This is a genomic window from Pseudomonas cichorii, assembly GCF_003700275.1.
GTDB classification, from domain to species: domain Bacteria; phylum Pseudomonadota; class Gammaproteobacteria; order Pseudomonadales; family Pseudomonadaceae; genus Aquipseudomonas; species Aquipseudomonas cichorii_B.
Genome location: NZ_RBRE01000002.1, coordinates 24,579 through 42,616, shown reverse-complemented (window position 1 = coordinate 42,616; position 18,038 = coordinate 24,579). Strand labels below are relative to the sequence as shown.

Here is an 18,038-nt window from a genome sequence, read left to right as displayed (position 1 = left end):
TTCCGAAACCCCCATCTGCTCACGCAGGTGGGGGTTTTGTCTTTAAGTAGAAGTCACCAGAATTCGCTGACACGTTACCCGGTAACGGTTCGGCAACAGAATTTCTTGACGACCATAGAGCATTGGAACCACCTGATCCCATCCCGAACTCAGTAGTGAAACGATGCATCGCCGATGGTAGTGTGGGGTTTCCCCATGTGAGAGTAGGTCATCGTCAAGATTCATTCCGAAACCCCTGTCTGCTTACGCAGACAGGGGTTTTGTCTTTCTTGTCCCCGCAAAAGATCCCGCAGCCTGTAGAGCACGCACAAAAAAGCCAGCCTCTGAAGGCTGGCTGTTGAACTGCATCGACGGCTCTAGAACTGATAACTCACCGTCGCACTTACATTTCTTTCTTCGCCCATATAGCAGTAGCTCAGGCTTGCGCAGGATGCTAGGTAGGATTCGTTGGTCAGGTTGTTTGCGTTCAGCCGCACATCCACACCTTTAAGGCCAACCTTGCTCAAGTCATAGCCCAGCGATGCATCCAGCAACGTGTAAGCCGGCACCTTCATGGTGTTTTCGGCATCCGCCCAGCTGTAGCCGACATAACGCACACCACCGCCCAGGCGCAGGCCGTCGAGTGCACCGCTATTGAATGCGTAGTCGCCCCAGAGCGACGCCATGTGCCTGGGCGCCTGAGTCGGTGAGTTGCCTTTGTTCTCGATGATATTGCTGGTCGAACTCAATGTGCTGATCATCGATTTCGAGTATTCGATATCCGTTAGCGTGTAGCTGCCCAGTACTTTGAAGTTATCAGTCAATTGCACATGCGCCTCAAGCTCCAGACCCTGAGAGCGTACTGCGCCCACGGGACGATAGAAGTTCTCCTGCGGCAGCTTGGATGCCAGATTCTCCTGCTCGATATGGAATACCGAAGCGGTGAACAGATTGTCAGTACCGGGTGGCTGATACTTGATCCCGGCTTCCCATTGTGTGCCATCCGTAGGTGCCAGCGGGTTACCGCTGCTGTCGGAATACGAGTTCGGATTAAACGATTCGGAATAGCTGAGGTACGGCGCAATACCGTTATCGAACAGGTAGAGCACTCCGGCCCGGCCAGTCAGCTTGGTGCGCTTGTCACTGATTTCGGTTCCTGCCGGACGCCCTGTTTCGGCCAGTCGGTTCTCATCGGAAGTTTCTACCCAGTCCTGGCGTAATCCGAGCGAGAAGCGCCACTTGTCCAGTTCGATCAGATCCTGTGCATAAAGGCCGGTCTGCTCCAGACGCCGCAGATAGCTGGTCGGGCTGTAGTAACTGATCGCAGAATTGCCATATGCCGGATTGAAAGCGTTCAGTGAAGCGGCTGCCCCACTGGTCCAGTCGACCACGGTCTTGCGTCGCTGGTAGTCCACGCCGAGCAAGGTAGTGTGCCTGGCTGCACCGGTAAAGAATTCGGCCTGCAGCATGTTATCGACGATGAATGCATGCAGGCGCTCATCGCCGCCCGAGTAGTAACGGTTCAGTTCATTGCCGGTCGCATTGGTCCAGCCGTAGGCATAGACCTGATCGTTTTTCACCTTTGAGTCCAGGTAGCGGAAATTCTGCCGGGCCGTGAATACATCGTTGAAGCGATGCTCGAACTGATAGCCAAAGGACTGTTGATCGCGACTGTAGCCATCCACTCCCGGCTCGCCATCGAAGAAGTCCGTCGAGATGCGCTGACCGTTGCGCTGATGAAGGGCACCATCTGCCGGCACACCGCCGTGATAACCGCCTTCCGGGTCGTGCTGCAAATAGGCCTGTAAGGTCAGCGAAGTGTCCTCGCTGAAATCGATGCTGACGGTCGGAGCCAACGCATAGCGTTTCTCTTCCACATGGTCGAACTGGGTGTCCGACCTGTCGGTCAGGCCAGTAAGGCGATAGGCAATCCGTTTGTCGTCATCCACAGGCCCGCTGAAATCGAAAGCCAGGCCGCGTTGCCCCTGGGTGCCGACCGTGGCCTGAATCTGGTGATAAGGGTCATACAGCGGCTTCTTGCTGGTCAGTGCCACCAGGCCGCCCGGTGAACTGCGGCCATACAGCACCGAAGACGGGCCTTTAAGGATATCGACCCGCTCCAGGAAATACGGGTCGACCTGCATGGTGCTGTAAGTGCCGCTATCGCCCATGGACTTGAGGCCGTCCAGATAGATGTTATCCACAGAGCCATCGTTGAAGCCGCGCATCGCCACGTAGTCGTAGCGGTGGGTTGCGCCATAGGGATTGGTCAGCACGCCAGGGGTATAGCGCATGGCCTGAGCAACCGTCTGCGAGCCCTGATCGTCCATCTGCTGACGAGTGACCACCGAGACCGACTGTGAAGTTTCCAGCAACGAGGCACTGGTCTTGGTCGCGACCTGGCTATGGGTAGCGTTGTAGCCCTCCATGCTGCCCAGGGCATTGCCCAAAGCGAAACCGCGAATGTCCGTGCCGGGCAACGACAGCGCCTGGTCTGACGATGGGCGTAACACATAGCTCGCACCATCTTGAGAAACGGCCTGCAAGCCGCTGCCACCCAATAAAAGGGTCAAGGCCTGATCTACCGAGTAGCTGCCCTGTAACCCCGGTGAGCGAGCGCCTGCGGTTTGTGACGGTGTGGCAGACAGAGTGATGCCCGCCTGGCGGGCAAACTGATTCAGCGCTTCATCCAGCGGCGCCGCGGCGATGGCATAGCTGCGTACAGTGCTGGCAGACGTGGCGCTTTCCTGGGCCTGCACTTGGAATGGCAAGGTTGCCGTACCCAGGGCCATGGAGATCAATGCTGCATGGATGGCCATGCCGAGTGCTGATCTTCCCTGCGAGTCAGAGACGATACAAATGTCCTTGGCATGGCGTGAATGCGGGATACCTTGAAGCCGGGTCATGGGAGTCAGTTCCGTCAGGTTCAATGAGAGAAAAAGGGCTACTGATCTCCATGCCGGACAAGCCGGCGAAACCCGCCAGAAATAATCAGGCCTGACGCTGCAGCGTGACCCACCAGCGAGTGCGATAACTGAGTTGCACCGGCAGGGTTTGAGGCAGGACCGCGAGCAGCCGGTCGGTATCCTCCAGGCGGAACACCCCGGAAAGACGCAGATCGGCAATCTCATCCGTGCAACCCAGATACCCCCGCCGGTAGCGTCCGACCTCTGCGAGAAAATCGCCCAGGCGCATATTCCGGGTCACGATCAAACCTTCGGTCCAGGCACCGGCTTCCATATCCAGGGCCGGCAGCAGGCTTGCCTGATGTCCGGAAACCACATAGCTCTGGCCGGCCGTGACGCTGATTGGTGAAGTGGCAGGTGAGCGGATGATCAGGCTGCCTTGCATCACGCTGACCCGGGTCCGCTCCTGATCCTGACGGACCACAAAGCGACCGCTGATACCTTCAAACAGAGCATGACGGCTCTGCACCAGTAATGGCCGTGGTACGGCACTTGCTGAATCGGCACCGCAGGCAAGCATGATTTCCCCGCGAGTAAGGCTTATCAGGCGATGCCGGGCATTGAAGTCCTGATCCACGGCACTGTCGGTGTTCAGTTGCAGGCGGCTGCCATCCGGCAACGAATAGCTATTGTGTTGCCCAATGTTGGTCGCAAAGTCGGCCTGCCATTGCTGCCAGGGAGTCACATCGCGGGCAATCCACGCGGCAGAGCCCAGCACCGCCACGCCGGACAGCAATTTCAGAGCCTGTCTGCGGCCCAGTCGCTGGGCACTTTTCTCCAGCGCTTCAAAGGCCGCTCCCGATCCGGGTAATGCCTGGAAGCTGCTGTGCAACTCACTGCTCAGCGTCTGGATACGTTGCCAGGCACATTCATGATCGGCGTGCTCGCTGCGCCACTGCTCGCATTGCCTGCGCACGGCGGAATCGGCTGACGGATTGTTCATGCGCATCGACCACTCAATCGCCTGCCTCACGACCTGCGCAGAGGGTTGCCGCTGACGGGATGACATCATGCGTCGTAGCGCAACAGATAGCAGTGATAAAGCGCATCGGCGATATAGCGCTCCACTGAACGCAGCGACACGCCCATGCGTTCGGCAATCTGTTTGTGCGGCATGCCCTCACACTGGGCCAGCAGAAACGCTTGCCTGACCTTCGGTTTCAGGCCTTCGAGCATGCGGGCGACACTTTCCAGCAGCTCGAAAACCAGCTCGCGTGATTCCGGTGACGGTGCCTGCTCTGCCGGCAAATGAGCGATGGCTTCCAGGTAGGCGCGCTCAAGTTCGGCACGACGCCAGTGATCGATCACCAGACCTTTGGCAACCGTGCGCAGAAAGGCGCGTGGAGTTTTCAGCTCAAGCAGTTCACTGCGATTGAGCAGGCGCACGAAGGTATCCTGCGCCAGGTCAGCGGCATCGGCAGCATTGCCCAGTCTGCAGCGCAGCCATCCATGGAGCCAGCCATGATGATCGTTGTAGAGCGTGCGCAGGGCCGAGTGCTGAGAAGGCATTGGGGCGCGCCATCCCAGCGCTATGCAAATGATAATAAGTCGCATTGTGTGAAAGCGTTCGGCAATTTGCAACCGCCCAGACGACAAAACCCGCTCAGGCTTTTGGCGCTGAGCGGGTGCAGGACATTACAGCGATCAGGCAAACAGACTGCGCACGTTGCTCATGGCGCTGTCCGCGAACCCCTGGAGAAACTCCTGGAACGCTGGCAGTGCTTCCGGGCCGCCTTGATCGGGTTCGGCAATGATCGTCCAGGTGGCGACCGAATCGTTATCGCCTGTGGCCTCCACGGTCATTGCTGCCCACAGGTTGCCGACCGGCAGGCTGGTGTAGATCAGCGACCAGGTCATGAAGCGCGCGTGGTTATCGTGAGAGTTGAGTTGTTCGATGGCCACGTTGCCGTCCTTGAACAGCTTTCGGCGGACCGAACGTACGCCTTTACCGGTGACTTCGGTGCTTTCCAGTGCCGGAATGAAGGACTGGAAACCGCCAAAGTTACCGACGATGGCCCATACGCTGTTGGCATCGGCAGGGACTTCAACGCTCGATACGACCTTGCACAGCTCAGGGTTCTTGATCAGCGTATCGGGTTTCAGGGTGTTGATTGAGTTCATGTCGCTCTCCATTTCTTGCGTTGGGATGGTTCAGATAAAGTCGATTTCTTTCAGGTATTCGCAGCCCTTGCGCAGCAGCGCCGGGGTTTTCTGCGGGTATTGCTCGCCCATGTGGCGGATGCCGGCCTGGGCGTTCTGGTACTCGATCATCGAGATGTCGCCGATGTCTTCCTCGAAGCCATCCAGATAAAAACCCAGCACGCCGAACAGCGCGTTCTGGCTATCGACCCGGTTGAGTTGGGTTTGCCAGTGCGCGACGCTGACCATCTCGAACTCGCGTCCGGCTTCGCGGAAGGCATCGACATAGTTGTTCCAGCTCAGGGGCTCGGGGTTGTGCAGGTTGAATACCGCACGATTGGCCTGATAACGGCTGGCGTGGAAGCCAATGAAACGGGCAAGGAAATCCACTGGCATCAAGTCGAAATTCATGGCGAACTCCGGCACCTGGCCCAGTTGCAGCGAGCCTTTGAGCATCAGCATCAAGCGGTTCTTCTGCGGCTGGCAGACGCCGGTGACGCTGTTGAAGGCGATGTTGCCGGGGCGATAGATATTCACCCACACGCCTTGCTCCCGAGCCCGTTGCAGAACCCGCTCGGCGACCCACTTGGACAGGTTGTAGCCGTTCTTGATGTAGATCGGCGGCGTGGCGGCGGCAGGTTGCTCCAGCACACTGCCGGCCGCATCGACGGCGCTTGATGCCGATAGCGTCGAGACGAAGTTGAAGATCTTCTTGCTGCGGCCCTCGCACAAACGCAGGCATTCAAAGACCGGCGCCACGTTGTCGCGGATCAGCGTTTCGTAGTCCTGAACGTGGTTCACATTGGCCGCGTTATGCACCAGGGCACCGAAGTCCCGGTCCAGCCGTTCGTACACCTCGTCGCTCAAGCCCAGTTGCGGCTGAGTGACGTCTGCGGCGTAGACCGTCACCCGGCTCAGATCCAGATGCTCCAGGCGGTTTTCACGCAACGATTGAACGAAGCGTTCATGGGCGCTTTGTCCCGAACCTTCGCGCACCAGGCAGGCAATCTCGCTCGCTCCCCAGGCCAGTAATGCTTCGACGATATGCACGCCGAGAAAACCGTTGGCGCCGGTGACGATGACTTTGTGCACATCGCCCAGTTTGCTGATCGGCAGCACCGGTATTTCCAGCTCGGCGTTGGCGTCCAGCAGCGCTTGCGGGCTGACGGTGTAACTGGAGACACCTTCGCTGTCGATCAGGCTGGCCAGCGTAAGTACGGTAGGCGCTTCGATGAAGCGGTTGATGGGAATGCTGCGCCCGAACCGTTCGCGAATCCCCAGCAGCATGCGCGACAGCAGGATCGAGTGGCCGCCCAGATTGAAGAAGCTTTCGTCGGTGGAAATATCGCCGACGGGCAACTCCAGAAGCTCGGCCCACAGCTCAAGCAGCTTTTGCTCCTGCTCGCTTTCCGGCAGACGACGGGTGTGCTGCTCCACGAAACTCACCGGTATTTCCAGCAGCGCCTTGCGGTCGATCTTGCCGTTGCTGGCAAAAGGCATGTTGGCCAATACCGTATAGGCGCCGGGATGCATGTAGTCCGGCAGCAGGCGCTGGACATGCGCCTTGAGTGCCTGCAAGGCGACGTCTTGCGCGTCGTGTGGCTGGGCCGCGAAAGCCAGGATGCGCCGTTGCCCGTCGACCACCACTGCGACCTGTCGATACAACTGGCTACTGCGCAGGCAATGCTCGATTTCTTCCGGCTCGACCCGGAAGCCGCGGATCTTCACCTGATTGTCGCGGCGTCCGGCCAGCTCGATACCGTCGCAGGTCCACTTGCCGATATCGCCGGTGCGGTAGGCGCGCAGTTGCTGGCCGTCCGGCAGGCTCAACTGCACGTAGCGTTCGGCGCTCAGTTCGGGATTGTTCAGGTAACCCAGGCATACGCCCGGGCCGACAATGTACAACTCGCCCTGGGTCTGCTCAGCCACCGGTTGCAACTGTTCATCGAGAATCCACACCTGGCTGTTGGCGATCGGCCGGCCCAGATTACGGTTACTGCTGCCGGGCCGGAATTGCCCGGCCGTGACCAGCACCGTGGCCTCGGTCGGGCCGTAGAGGTTGTGAAAGTGGCACTGTCGGGTCAGGTGTTCGATGACATAGGGTTCGCAGACATCGCCGCCGGTCATCACATGTTCAAGGCCCAGGGGCTCATCGAGCGGCAGGATGCTCAGCAAGGCTGGCGGCAGAAAGGCATGGCTGATGCCGTCCTGTAACAGACTGAGCAGTCGCAGCGGATCGCGGCGTTGATCTTCGTCCGCCACCACCAGCTCTGCGCCACTGAGCCAGGTGGGGAAGATATCGATCACTGACGAATCGAAACTCAACGTCGAGAATTGCAGTACCCGGCTGCGCTCGGACAGGTTGACGTACTCGGCATACCAGGCGGTGAAATGGCTGAGGTTATGCTGGCTGAGCAACACGCCTTTCGGATGTCCTGTGGTGCCCGAGGTGTAGAGCGCCATGCACGGCGAGTCACTGTCTGGCGTGTTGCGCGTGACTGGCCGACCAGGCTCCGTTGCCTGAGTCGAGCTGATGTCCAGCGCGGGAAACCCGGCCTTGGCCAGCGGATGCGAACCGTCATGCAGTAACAGCACGGCTCCCGAGTTTTCCAGAATGTACTGCTGGCGCTGGATGGGCTGGCTCGGGTCCAGCGGCAGATAGACCGCGCCACTGCCGAGAATCGCCAGAATGCCGGCATACAGCGCGGCGGACTTGGGCAGGCAAATGCCGATCACAAGCGGCGTGCCTGCTGGCGGCCGGGCATCGATCAGCGCCAGCAGGTGATGCTGGATCGCGACACTCTGAGCCTGCAACTCGCGATAACTGAATACCCGGCCGGCAATCGACAGTGCCGGGCGTTCGGCGAAAGCCTCAAAGCTGTGCGCCAGGCGTTCGACCAGTGGCGTTTGTGCCTGTCTCAGCAAGTGCTCCTGAGTGGTCTGGTTCAAGCGATGCCGGAACAGCAGATGGTCTATCGCCTGTAGGCCATCCTGCCATTCGCTTTGTGCGGGGGCGGTGGTGGCGAGCGTGGTGAAATGCTTTTCGTCCCGCGACAGGCGACTGATCAGCAGGGCGATCCTGTCGACAAATTCCGCGACGGTGGCATCCCGCAACATGCGCCCGTTGCCAGACTCCTGGACAGGCAACCATTCACGCGCAATCAGGTGCTGAGCCGTGGCCGAGCCATGCCAGCACAGCAACTCCAGACGCGGCAGGCCTTGCTGTGCATCGGGGCTCATACCGACCCGCAGGCTCAGATGATCGGGATTGCCGAATGCCTTGAGCCGTTCACTGCTCAGTTCCAGGCTGCCGTCCTCGATCAGGACCGAGGTGTTGCCGGCAGGGCTGGCCTGCAGTTCGGCCTGATCGCTCAGGCGCTGTACGGTGTGTCCGTGGGCGAGCAGTTCTGTATGCAGTTCGCTCAGGGTCAGGCTCTGACCGATGAGCACGATCTCCAGGCGTTTCATTGCAGCATTCCCTGCGCTGGCAGATAGTCGGCCAGCGCCCGCTGCACGCAAGGTGCTTCCAGCATCGAACTGGTCCTGAAGAAGCGCACGATGTTGCCGATCAGCGGATGATGGCGGTTGATGGGAAAGCTCATGGCCATGGTTTCATCCTTGAGCGCCTGCTTCACGGAGTCCGCGACCTGCAGGTGATCGATCAGGATGAAGTCGAAGCCGTGCTGGATGTCGTTGGTCAAATATTGAGCAATAAATACCGGCATGATGCGGGCGATGGCTTCGCGGTCCTCTTCGGATGCGGTGTGCCAATAGATGCGCACCAGCCGCGCCCAGAAGCCCGAATGGCGACCCTCGTCCAGCAGATGATCGGCCATCAGGCCCTTGACCGACTGCTTGACCGAATCGTCCTTGGCAAAGGCGGCCACATCGTTGGTCACGGTGTTTTCCGCGATGGCCACGCAGATCAGCTCCACGGCGCTGCGCAGATGTTCCGGCGCCAGCGCCAGTGCCGCCGGAATCGCCCGGCTCAGCTCGATTTCATCGGGCAGTTCAATCGGTTCGATGCCCGTCAGGGCGATGGTCTGCTGCATGAAGTCCATGGCCACCAGCGCGTGGTAATCCTCATCGACCACCACGGTCATGGCGTCGTAGCGACAGGCAAAGGGAAAGCGGATAGCGAAGTTGTTCTTGGCGATACTGCGCGCGGTCTTGTCGACGATCTCGGTTTCAAAGATCACCACATCGTTGATGAACTTGTAGAGGCTTTGCACCAGTGCATAGTCGCGCAGGTGCGGGCACTCACGAGTGAAGGTTTCACTCAGTACCAGAGGCTGGCGGCTCAGTGGATAGATCAGTTTTTCATCGTTCTCGACGATCCGGCGTGGGCGAGTGCGAATGGTGGCGCGACCTTCCCAGGCATCAATGAACGAGCTGTAGTCTTCTGCTTTCATGATGGCTTCCTTGTAGAGGGGCTTGCGGCGCGATGTCAGGCGCTGGCTTGCATCAATGGCGAACGCATGCTCATGCGCAGGGTGTCCCACAGCGCTACCCGGCTATCCACGGCGGCAATCGCGGCCTGATAAACCTCCCGCTCGCGCTGTTCGTCGCCATTGACCAGACGGGCCAGCAACTGCTCGGCAGCCGGGCCGTGATCTTCGGAGTCGACTTCGATATGGCGTTCTAGGTAGTAACGGAAGGTGGGGGCCTGATCGACGGTGATTCCCCATTCATCGAGGATGCTCTGGAACATCATCGGGATGACGCTTTCACGGCCATGCAGAAAAGCTGCGGCCACGCTGTGTGCTGGCTCATGCAGTGCGGTATTGAGTGTGTGGGTCACGAACTCCGTGGCGGCCCGGCCCGCATTGACGCGCTGCAATGCGGTGGCGTAATGCACGCCCTGGTTCTGCAGTTCGACGAAACGCTCTATCTGCAGCGTGCTGGCGCCAATCTCGCGCATGGCATCCAGATACAGCTCGAAGTGGCTGTAGTGGCCGTGCTCCAGACGATCGTCGGACTCTTCGCCGAGAACGATTTCGTTGATCAGCCGGGCTGCCGATGCATCCCGGGGCGGCAACCAGGGCAGTTGGGTGCAGGTCAGTTCCTGTTGCAGGCGCTTGGTCAGTGACATGAAGTCCCAGACGGCAAACACATGGGTTTCCATAAAACGTCTAAGCACGTCCAGGGAATTGATTTCCGCAAAGATGGGGTGTTGGCTAAGTTCTGTTTTCTTGTGATCAAGTAGCGTTTTCTGACAATGCATGGCGATATCCCGGTAGTCGTAAGTTCAAGTTTTGGCTGTAACGTGTGGCTGAGTAACTGCTTTCTTTTTGAGTCATCGCATTGCTGGGGGCCGAATAACAGGCGAGACAGTGCCTGTTAGTTGAAACGATCAATAACTACTGGAGTCAGTTGTTCCGTTGCAAAGCCTCTCGCAAAGCCCATTGCATAACCATGGGCGCCCACACTGGCGGCCTTCTGGGCAAGGTCGTGTCATGTGGAATGTCGGCCGTAAATGCGGGCTGCGAATAAAAGTTAAAGCACTTTCAATGAGCTGCGCAATTATTTTTTAATATTAATTTAGTTGCTGTTTTTCGAGGGTGTAAGTGGCTATATAAAACTCTTTAGTTGAGTTTTACAGGGGCGTAAGCAACCCTTTCGGCTGATTAAGGCCAAAATTATTAATAATGAACGAATGCCTCGTTCAGCGTTGCTGTTATGCCGAACAATCAGGGTTTCGTATTTTTGGCGGGCGACAATGGAAGTGACTTCCAATACTTCGTTGCCCTTGCAAGAACTCCTTTCCCAATACGTTCAAATGAACAGAGCGCTGCCCTGCAGCAGACGGGCAGTTCGAGATGACCAGGGCGTAACCCTCCGGTTGGGTACCACCGCAGTCACGACCGAGTTTGCCTTATTCCTGAGGCAGACCAACCTGATGGTTCAGGAAAACAGGCATAAAAACGCTGCACGCGAGCACATACCGCGCAACGCATGGGAGGAGGCGTGAAGGGAGTGAGAAAGCGCTATGTCACGAGGGTCGGAGCCACCCGCTGACGCCTGGGGTCAGGCGATGCTTTTCTTGCGCTGGCGTACCGGTGGTTTTTCCTGTTCGGCCTTGCTGTTCAGGTATTGAGTGATGGCTTTGACGCCGCGGTTGAGGTGGTGCTGCAGCGAGCTGACAATCTGCTCCACGGCTTTTTCTTCGGCCAGACGCAGCAGTTCCCAGTGGTCGTCCTGAGACAGTTTGCCAAGGCCCATGGAAGACAGGTTGAAGCGCAGAAAACGCTCCTCTTCGTTCAGGCCTTCTTCGACCATGCGCATCAGGCGCTTGTTGGGCGTCTTGGCGTACAGCGACATGTGAAACAGGCGGTTGAGGGTGCCCATCTTCGAGTAGTCGGTTTCGACCTCAAGCAGCTCGATGTAACCGCGTGCGGTTGCCAGGTCGTCGGCATCCAGCAACGGGATCGACAGGCGCAGGGCTTCGGACTCCAGCAGGATACGCAGGCCGTAGGCGTCAACTGCATCTTCGGTAATCAAGGGGGCGACGACGGCACCCTTGTGCGTTTCGACACGCAACAGAGACTGAGCCTCAAGCTGGCGCAAGGCTTCGCGAACCGGCATGCGGCTCACCCCGAACAGGGTGGCCAGTTCCTGCTGGCGCAGGGCCGTGCCGCTCGGCAGGCTGCCATCAAGGATGGCGTTGCGCACTTTTTCCTCGATAACGGCTCTGGCAAGGTGTGCGGGAGGCTGTTCGTTTCCCAGGACCGAGCACAGAAAGGCTTCTCTATCGGTTTTGCGCATCGCCATACTTCTTCATCAACCTGGCTGGATTGGATTTATGATTGCCAACAGGCGAGGGTCTGTTCCCGTTCCGGTACAAGCCGCATTCGCACAGTTGCAGAGCATTTTAGCGCTCCTGTGGGCAACATGTTGAATGAGCATTTATATACACACAGATTTTTAGAGGTTTTTTTCAACCATCGCGAACATTTGTCAGTAGTCGTTCGCGAAGGTGTCTCTGTGGGAACAGCGTGCCGTCAACGTGTCAGACGCCCCGAAACAAAATGCTGCACATCGTTGAAGCCTGCAGTGGAAGCATGCCCCGGCGTTACCAGCGAGTCTATGAAGGCTTCGTCCGCGGCGTTGATCTTCACCTCCAGCGCCCTGGTGTAATGACTCCACTGTTCTTCGGTACGCGGACCGACGATTGCCGAACTGACTGCCTGGTTATTCAGTACCCAGGCAATGGCGAATTCGACGAGGCCGACGCCTTTGTCCTGCACATATTCCTGAAGTTGCTGAGCGATGCGCAGTGACTCCATCCGCCATTCCGTTTCCAGCAGGCGCTTGTCCTGCCGACCGGCACGGCTGCTGCTGTCAGGCGTGACATCCGGTGCATATTTGCCACTGAGCACGCCACGCGCCAGCGGGCTGTAAGGCACCACTCCCAGGCCATGAAACGCGGCGGCAGTGATCTGCTCGATTTCGGCCTGACGGTTGACGATGTTGTACAGCGGCTGGCTGATGATCGGCTTGTCCACGCCCAGACGTTGGGCGACGTTGACGATTTCCGCGATGCGCCAGCCACGATAGTTCGACAGGCCCCAGTAGCGGATCTTGCCCTGGCGGATCAGGTCGCCGATGGCCGATACCGTGACTTCCAGTGGCGTGTCGTGATCTTCTTTGTGCAGGTAATAGATATCCAGGTAATCGGTATCCAGCCGCTGCAGGCTGTTTTCGATGGCATTGAAGATGTGTTTGCGATTCAGGCCGGCCCGGTTGGGAATGCCATCGGCGGGACCAACGGCGACCTTGGTTGCCAGCACCCATTCGCTACGCCGCGAAGCAATGGCTTCACCGACGATTTCTTCGGAACGCCCGCCGTTGTAGACGTCGGCGGTGTCGATGAAATTCACGCCCTGATCCCACGCCTTGTCGATGATACGCAGCGACTCTTCAGTGCCGGTCTGCTCACCGAACATCATGGTGCCGAGGGTCAGTGCGGAGACTTTCAGGCCGGACTGGCCAAGAGTTCTGTAAATCATGCTCAACATCCTCCTTGTCATTGAATGCGGGATCAGGAGGGCATACTGGCTTGTTTATGGGGGATTTGAAAAGGCCCAAGTGAATGGCGAGCCGGTTTGATGACATTCATGCCCGCACTGACGGGCGGGCAAAATGAGAGAAAGATCAAAAGTCGACGGTGGCCGAACCTTCATATTGCAGGCTCTGTATGAAACAGGGTTTTCCTACAGAGCCTTTGACGATCAACCCTTTCCAGGCAAGCCCCAGGCTTCGAGCGGGAAGTCTTCCAGCGAAGCCAGCAGCAGGTCGGCATGTTCGTACTGTTCGACCGGCATGTGCGAGTCCGGCACGGCGACGGCATACATGCCGGCGGCCTTGGCTGCGGTGACGCCGAAGGGCGAGTCCTCGAACACCAGGCAATCGCCGGGAGCTACGCCAAGACGGCGTGCGGCGACCAGGAAGATATCCGGAGCAGGCTTGGCGGCGCCGACTTCGGGGTCATCGGCCGTCACCACGGTTTCAAACAGCTCGAACCAGGCCCGGTGCAGGGTGGTCTTGGCCTTGAAGTAATGCACCGAAGAACTGGTCCCTACCGCGATGGGAATATCGTGTGCTGCCAGGTGTCGCACCAGCGCTTCTGCGCCCGGCATTGCCGCAGCGCGAGGGAATCGCTCATCGAGCATGGGTTCGCGAATTTCCAGAAACTCGTCCACGGAAAGCGGCAGCTCCAGAGCCTGGATAACGTAGCCTGCAAAATCACGGGCGCCACGGCCGATGGTGTGCTGTTTGACGCTCCAGTCGAAGGTTTTGCCATAGCGACTGGCAATCAGATGGGTGACTTCGGTGTAGACCCCTTCAGTGTCCAGCAACAAACCGTCCATATCGAAAATCACGGCCTTGATCGGGCCTCGTTCGCCTTGCTGTGCACTCATGTCGTCAGATCCCGTTTCAGATTCGATTCGATATCAGCCTAACGTTTACCTCAAGACTCTGGCTACCCATGTGTTGCGCGCAGCATTGCCAGCAAGCCTTGCAACGAAGCGTGGACCTGCCTGTCCAACCCTTCCTGAAAAGTCTTCTACCGCCGACAACGCTGGGCGATGACGAACGGGCAGTGATAATCTCTCGCGACTTTTCGGCAGCGCTACAGGCTGCGTCAACCCGCTATCAAGGCGCGTGGCCGAGGCCCGCCGTGGGCGCAGGGAAGACTTTTTCAATCATCGGAACGGACATCTTGAGTCGCTATGAATAAATCAGCAGGTATCGCAATAGGCGTTCTGGTCGTGGCAGGCGCATTGGCCAGTGCTGGCGCCTGGTACACCGGCAATCAACTGGAAGGCGTACTCAACGAGTCGATCCAGAAAGCGAATCAGGAACTGCAGAAGTCGCTCGCCAGCACCGACAGCGGGGTGACCATCGAGCTGGTTTCCCTGGAGCGCCATTTCTTCAGCAGCACGGCACATTATCGGGTCGAGCTCCAGAGTCAGGACTTTGCCCGCGACGGCAAGAACGCCGAGTTCCTGTTCGTCGACAATATCGAGCACGGGCCGATTCCGCTGTCGCGTCTGAAAACACTGAAGCTCATGCCGGTCATGGCCCTGAGCAACTTCCAGATGGAAAAGAATGCGTCGTCGGAAAAGTGGTTTGCCATGAGCGGCGATGCTTCGCCACTCAACGGCCAGGCCAGTATCGGCTATGACCGCTCTACCAATGGCTGGGTGAAAATGTCTCCGCTGGAGATGAGCGATGCGGACGGCGTGTTCAAGTTTTCCGGTCTGGACACAAAATTCGAGGTCTCGGCCGATGCCGAGAAACTCAAGCTCACCGGTGCGCTGGGGAATCTGCAGCTCAATGTGGCCTCGACTGAAGGCCCGGTGAGCGTCGAGATCAAAGGCATGACTTTCGATACCGGCGGCACCAGGGGCCAGTCCGGCATGTACCTGGGCCACACCAATCTGAAAGTCGACAATATCGGCTTCCAGATGGTCGGCAAGCAGCCGGTGTTGATCAAGGACTTCGTCAACACCAACCTTGCCCAGGAGGAGGGCGGTAATCTGGCCATGCAGATCAATTACGACATGGGCATGATTTCCTACAGCGGCAAGGACATCGGCGCTGCGCATCTGGGCCTCAGATTCGCCAACCTCGATGCGCTATCCAGCAAGTTCCTGTACCAGTTCTATCAGGACCAGGTACTTCCACAGCAACAGGCTGCGGCACAGGCCGGGCGTCCTTTCCAGTTGAAACTCAGCCCTGCCGACGAGCAATTGATGAAAGCCGAGCTGACGAAGTTCCTGACCGGCAAACCGCATCTGGAGCTGGAAAAACTCTCGCTCAAGACCGCCAATGGCGAGAGCCACGTGAACATTGCCGTGGACCTGACCAACCCTGGCCCACTTGACCAGGCTGGCAGCGATGCTGCAATCAAGGCCGTCGAGCAGCTCAAGGCGCGGGTCGTTCTGTCCAAACCGATGGTTAACGACGTCGCGACCCTGCAGGCCGTTTTTGACGGGCAGACCGACGCCAATGCCATTGCCGAACAGGCCGCTGCGGCCAGCGACATGCTCAGTGCCATGGCCGAAATGCTGCAACTGGCCAAGGTCGAAGGCAGCAACATCGTTTCCGACCTGCATTACGCCAACGGCATGGTCGACTTCAACGGCCAGAAAATGACCCTGCAACAGTTCATGGCAACCGTCATGGGTAAAGTGGGCGCATTGAGTCACGAGTAAGCGCTATCTCGTCAGGACTGCGCAGCTTGCGGTCCTGACGTTTTCAAGGCCGCCGCTTTTCTCCAGGCAACAAAAAACCCGCCGAAGCGGGTTTTTCCAAGACCATTCCAACTCCCTGTCGGCTGCCTTCCCGGCAATGGTCGATCTTCCCTGATCCTGGCGAACTCCTTGTTCGCCACTTGTTGGATCCAATATTACGGGCCCTGATGCAGGGTAGAAAGAGCGATTCACCTTCAGGTCGTGTAAGCCTTTGGCTATACCGTAATGGCGGATGCATTCGCGAACCCCGCCATACCGCATAAAACCGCCTTCTGTTTCACCTGGCTTGGGCAGTATGGGTAAAAACACTTTTTCACAGGCAATAAAAAACCCGCCGAAGCGGGTTTGCACAAAGACCATTCCAACTCCCTGTCGGCTGCCTTCCCGGCGATGGTCGATCATCCTTGATCCTGGCGAACTCCTTGTTCGCCACTTGTTGGATCCAATATTACGGACCTTGATGTAGGGTGAAAAGAGCCAAATGCCGTCATCGCGTGTAAGCCTTTGGCTATATATGAGATTGAGATTTACTTGCAATAAGGCTTTCAGGGAGTAAAGGTCGTGGTTGCTTCACAGTATCGCTGGGCCATGCCTTTGGATTCTTCATTGCGATCCCGGGCCGAACGGCGGGTCCATTCCCGGCATTCTTCCTTGAAGTGCACCTGGGCCGAAAGGCGGCATTCGCGTCTTTCCACCGAGCGATTGAGAAAGTTCTCGCACACGCTGTCGCCGTCGATGCGGTCGTCGTAGAGACGCCATTGCGCCCGGTAGCGTCCATTGCCGTCCCACTCGCGAATCGACACGGTGGCGACGGTATGCGGTTTCTGTGCGCGCGGGGCGGCCTTGCGTGAGGCGTCGGACTTGAAGTCAGCCATATAGCTGGCCGAGACCATGCCGGTCGCCGGTGCATTCTGAGCCGGGCGGCCAGTCTGGCCGAAGCGGCAGTTCAGCACGCTTTCATCAATGACATTGCCGTTCTTGATGCAGTTATCCAACGGTTGCGCTGCGGGAGCCTGTGGCTGGGCTACAGGCGTCGGCACGATATACGGCTCCACGCGCAGTGCCGGAGCCGGGCGTTCAACTTCGCTGGCAACCTGCATGAGAGCTGCGTCTACAGGTTCGGAGTTGAACGCTGGCGCAGGCTCTGCCTGTTCGGCATTGAGTTGCGGTACGGGACGGGGAGCATAGGTCCGGGAAACCAGGCCAACGGCGATGACCGCAAAAAGGCCCAGGCCAAGAATGATCCATGCAGGCTGACGTGATTTACGCGGTTTGGCGATTCTTGGCTTGCCAGGATGTGAGCCGAGCACCACATCGACCTGTCCGGGGACAAGACGCTGAATGCGAATGATCCCGTCGTCATCCTGTGGGTTGGTGGAATCCATCCCTGCTCCTTAGAATCGCTGATTGAATCGGCCGGTTGCAGATCGGACTCTGGTCCTTGATATGCAAAGCGCAATTTTTCAAAACGGCGTGTCGGCAGCAAGCTGTATTTCTGAAGGGCTTTATTTATTTTTTATTGCCGAAACCAGAACTGGCCGCTTTTCAGGGCGGCCAGTCAGGTATTGCGCAGCTTCAATCAGCGGTGACGCCAGTCACGGCCATGCTTGCGATGTCCGTAATGCTTGCGATGACCATGGCCGCCGCGGTAATCGCGACGATCATCGCGGCCATTGCGATAGCGACGGTCATCTTCGCGGCTCTCGTTACCCATATAGTTACCGAGTGCACCGCCCGCACCGCCGCCTGCAGCTGCGCCGACCAGGCTGCCGGTGTTACCGCCTACGCTGCGGCCGATCACGTTACCGCCGGCTGCGCCCAGACCGCCACCAATGGCGGCCTCTGTACGGTTGCGACGGTCTGCACCGACCGCACCGCCTGCTGCGCCGCCCAGGCCAGCGCCAATCGCTGAACCTGTGCTGCCGCCGATCTGTTGGCCGACGACCGAACCGAGTACCCCACCTAATGCACCACCTACACCTGCCTCAACTGTTCCGCCTGCCGAGGCGAAACCGCTTGCGAGGGTAAGAGACAACAACAGAATCGAGGAATACTTCATGTGTGGAATCTCATTGGGATGACGGCGCGATCCTGATATGCGGCATGCAATGTCGCAACGAAAATCCGACGAGTAACACGACTGCAACACAAATAGCTAAGTTATTGTTTTGTATACGGAACTTAACGTGTTTCG

At 58.2% G+C, this 18,038-nt stretch carries 14 protein-coding genes and 1 rRNA gene; 2 read left to right on the top strand and 13 right to left on the bottom strand.

What is annotated here, in order from left to right:
• Positions 1–104: 104 nt before the first annotated feature.
• Positions 105–220: ribosomal RNA gene (gene rrf / locus ALQ04_RS00540) — 5S ribosomal RNA — on the top strand.
• 136 nt (positions 221–356) lie between these two features.
• Here the strand turns inward: rrf and ALQ04_RS00535 are convergent.
• From ALQ04_RS00535 to ALQ04_RS00485, 10 genes are all read right to left on the bottom strand, one after another.
• On the bottom strand, positions 357–2,798 hold the full coding sequence (locus tag ALQ04_RS00535) for a TonB-dependent siderophore receptor (RefSeq protein ID WP_122313722.1): 2,442 nt from the start codon (positions 2,796–2,798) through the stop codon (positions 357–359).
• A 172-nt stretch (positions 2,799–2,970) separates the two neighbouring features.
• Positions 2,971–3,954 (bottom strand): FecR domain-containing protein, encoded by a 984-nt coding sequence (locus ALQ04_RS00530; protein ID WP_122313726.1) that lies wholly within the window; start codon positions 3,952–3,954, stop codon positions 2,971–2,973.
• Positions 3,954–4,454: a sigma-70 family RNA polymerase sigma factor gene (locus ALQ04_RS00525; protein WP_122313721.1), complete on the bottom strand. Its 501-nt coding sequence runs from the start codon at positions 4,452–4,454 to the stop codon at positions 3,954–3,956. The genes ALQ04_RS00530 and ALQ04_RS00525 overlap by 1 nt, the downstream gene beginning before the upstream one ends.
• A gap of 135 nt (positions 4,455–4,589) precedes the next feature.
• Positions 4,590–5,066, bottom strand: a complete 477-nt coding sequence (locus ALQ04_RS00520; protein WP_122313720.1) for an SRPBCC family protein — start codon at positions 5,064–5,066, stop codon at positions 4,590–4,592.
• Between the two features lie 30 nt (positions 5,067–5,096).
• Positions 5,097–8,552 carry a non-ribosomal peptide synthetase gene (locus ALQ04_RS00515; protein WP_122313719.1) on the bottom strand — a complete coding sequence of 1,152 codons (3,456 nt, stop codon included), beginning with the start codon at positions 8,550–8,552 and terminating at the stop codon, positions 5,097–5,099.
• On the bottom strand, positions 8,549–9,496 hold the full coding sequence (locus ALQ04_RS00510) for a diiron oxygenase (RefSeq protein WP_122313718.1): 948 nt from the start codon (positions 9,494–9,496) through the stop codon (positions 8,549–8,551). Before ALQ04_RS00510 ends, ALQ04_RS00515 begins: the two co-directional genes overlap by 4 nt.
• Positions 9,497–9,531: 35 nt before the next feature.
• Positions 9,532–10,308, bottom strand: coding sequence for a DUF3050 domain-containing protein (locus ALQ04_RS00505; RefSeq protein WP_122313717.1), 777 nt, complete (start codon positions 10,306–10,308; stop codon positions 9,532–9,534).
• A gap of 803 nt (positions 10,309–11,111) precedes the next feature.
• Entirely contained in the window at positions 11,112–11,849 is a 738-nt protein-coding gene (locus ALQ04_RS00495; RefSeq protein ID WP_122313725.1) for a GntR family transcriptional regulator, read from the bottom strand.
• Positions 11,850–12,085: 236 nt separating this feature from the next.
• A complete protein-coding gene (locus ALQ04_RS00490; protein WP_122313715.1) occupies positions 12,086–13,093 on the bottom strand; it encodes an aldo/keto reductase in 1,008 nt (335 codons plus the stop codon).
• 222 nt (positions 13,094–13,315) lie between these two features.
• Complete coding sequence (locus tag ALQ04_RS00485) at positions 13,316–14,005, bottom strand: HAD-IA family hydrolase (RefSeq protein ID WP_122313714.1); 690 nt, start codon at positions 14,003–14,005, stop codon at positions 13,316–13,318.
• Between the two features lie 312 nt (positions 14,006–14,317).
• Here ALQ04_RS00485 and ALQ04_RS00480 point away from each other — a divergent pair, with 312 nt between their 5' ends.
• Complete coding sequence (locus ALQ04_RS00480; RefSeq protein ID WP_122313713.1) at positions 14,318–15,805, top strand: YdgA family protein; 1,488 nt, start codon at positions 14,318–14,320, stop codon at positions 15,803–15,805.
• Between the two features lie 3 nt (positions 15,806–15,808).
• Here ALQ04_RS00480 and ALQ04_RS26830 read toward each other — a convergent pair whose 3' ends face one another.
• The 3 genes from ALQ04_RS26830 to ALQ04_RS00470 all read right to left on the bottom strand — a co-directional run bounded on the left by ALQ04_RS26830 (position 15,809) and on the right by ALQ04_RS00470 (position 17,903).
• Positions 15,809–16,246 (bottom strand): hypothetical protein, encoded by a 438-nt coding sequence (locus tag ALQ04_RS26830; protein ID WP_183142069.1) that lies wholly within the window; start codon positions 16,244–16,246, stop codon positions 15,809–15,811.
• 143 nt (positions 16,247–16,389) lie between these two features.
• A complete protein-coding gene (locus ALQ04_RS00475) occupies positions 16,390–17,229 on the bottom strand; it encodes a hypothetical protein (protein WP_122313712.1) in 840 nt (279 codons plus the stop codon).
• A gap of 194 nt (positions 17,230–17,423) precedes the next feature.
• Entirely contained in the window at positions 17,424–17,903 is a 480-nt protein-coding gene (locus ALQ04_RS00470) for a YMGG-like glycine zipper-containing protein (protein ID WP_122313711.1), read from the bottom strand.
• Between the last annotated feature and the right edge of the window lie 135 nt (positions 17,904–18,038).

Coding starts and splice junctions, on each gene's coding strand:
- ALQ04_RS00525 (WP_122313721.1), bottom strand. CDS start 4,454: ATGCCTTCTCAGCACTCGGCCCTGCGCACGCTCTACAACGATCATCAT.
- ALQ04_RS00530 (WP_122313726.1), bottom strand. CDS start 3,954: ATGTCATCCCGTCAGCGGCAACCCTCTGCGCAGGTCGTGAGGCAGGCG.
- ALQ04_RS00475 (WP_122313712.1), bottom strand. CDS start 17,229: ATGGATTCCACCAACCCACAGGATGACGACGGGATCATTCGCATTCAG.
- ALQ04_RS00520 (WP_122313720.1), bottom strand. CDS start 5,066: ATGAACTCAATCAACACCCTGAAACCCGATACGCTGATCAAGAACCCT.
- ALQ04_RS00505 (WP_122313717.1), bottom strand. CDS start 10,308: ATGCATTGTCAGAAAACGCTACTTGATCACAAGAAAACAGAACTTAGC.
- ALQ04_RS00495 (WP_122313725.1), bottom strand. CDS start 11,849: ATGCGCAAAACCGATAGAGAAGCCTTTCTGTGCTCGGTCCTGGGAAAC.
- ALQ04_RS00490 (WP_122313715.1), bottom strand. CDS start 13,093: ATGATTTACAGAACTCTTGGCCAGTCCGGCCTGAAAGTCTCCGCACTG.
- ALQ04_RS26830 (WP_183142069.1), bottom strand. CDS start 16,246: ATGATCGACCATCGCCGGGAAGGCAGCCGACAGGGAGTTGGAATGGTC.
- ALQ04_RS00485 (WP_122313714.1), bottom strand. CDS start 14,005: ATGAGTGCACAGCAAGGCGAACGAGGCCCGATCAAGGCCGTGATTTTC.
- ALQ04_RS00480 (WP_122313713.1), top strand. CDS start 14,318: ATGAATAAATCAGCAGGTATCGCAATAGGCGTTCTGGTCGTGGCAGGC.
- ALQ04_RS00510 (WP_122313718.1), bottom strand. CDS start 9,496: ATGAAAGCAGAAGACTACAGCTCGTTCATTGATGCCTGGGAAGGTCGC.
- ALQ04_RS00470 (WP_122313711.1), bottom strand. CDS start 17,903: ATGAAGTATTCCTCGATTCTGTTGTTGTCTCTTACCCTCGCAAGCGGT.
- ALQ04_RS00515 (WP_122313719.1), bottom strand. CDS start 8,552: ATGAAACGCCTGGAGATCGTGCTCATCGGTCAGAGCCTGACCCTGAGC.
- ALQ04_RS00535 (WP_122313722.1), bottom strand. CDS start 2,798: ATGGCCATCCATGCAGCATTGATCTCCATGGCCCTGGGTACGGCAACC.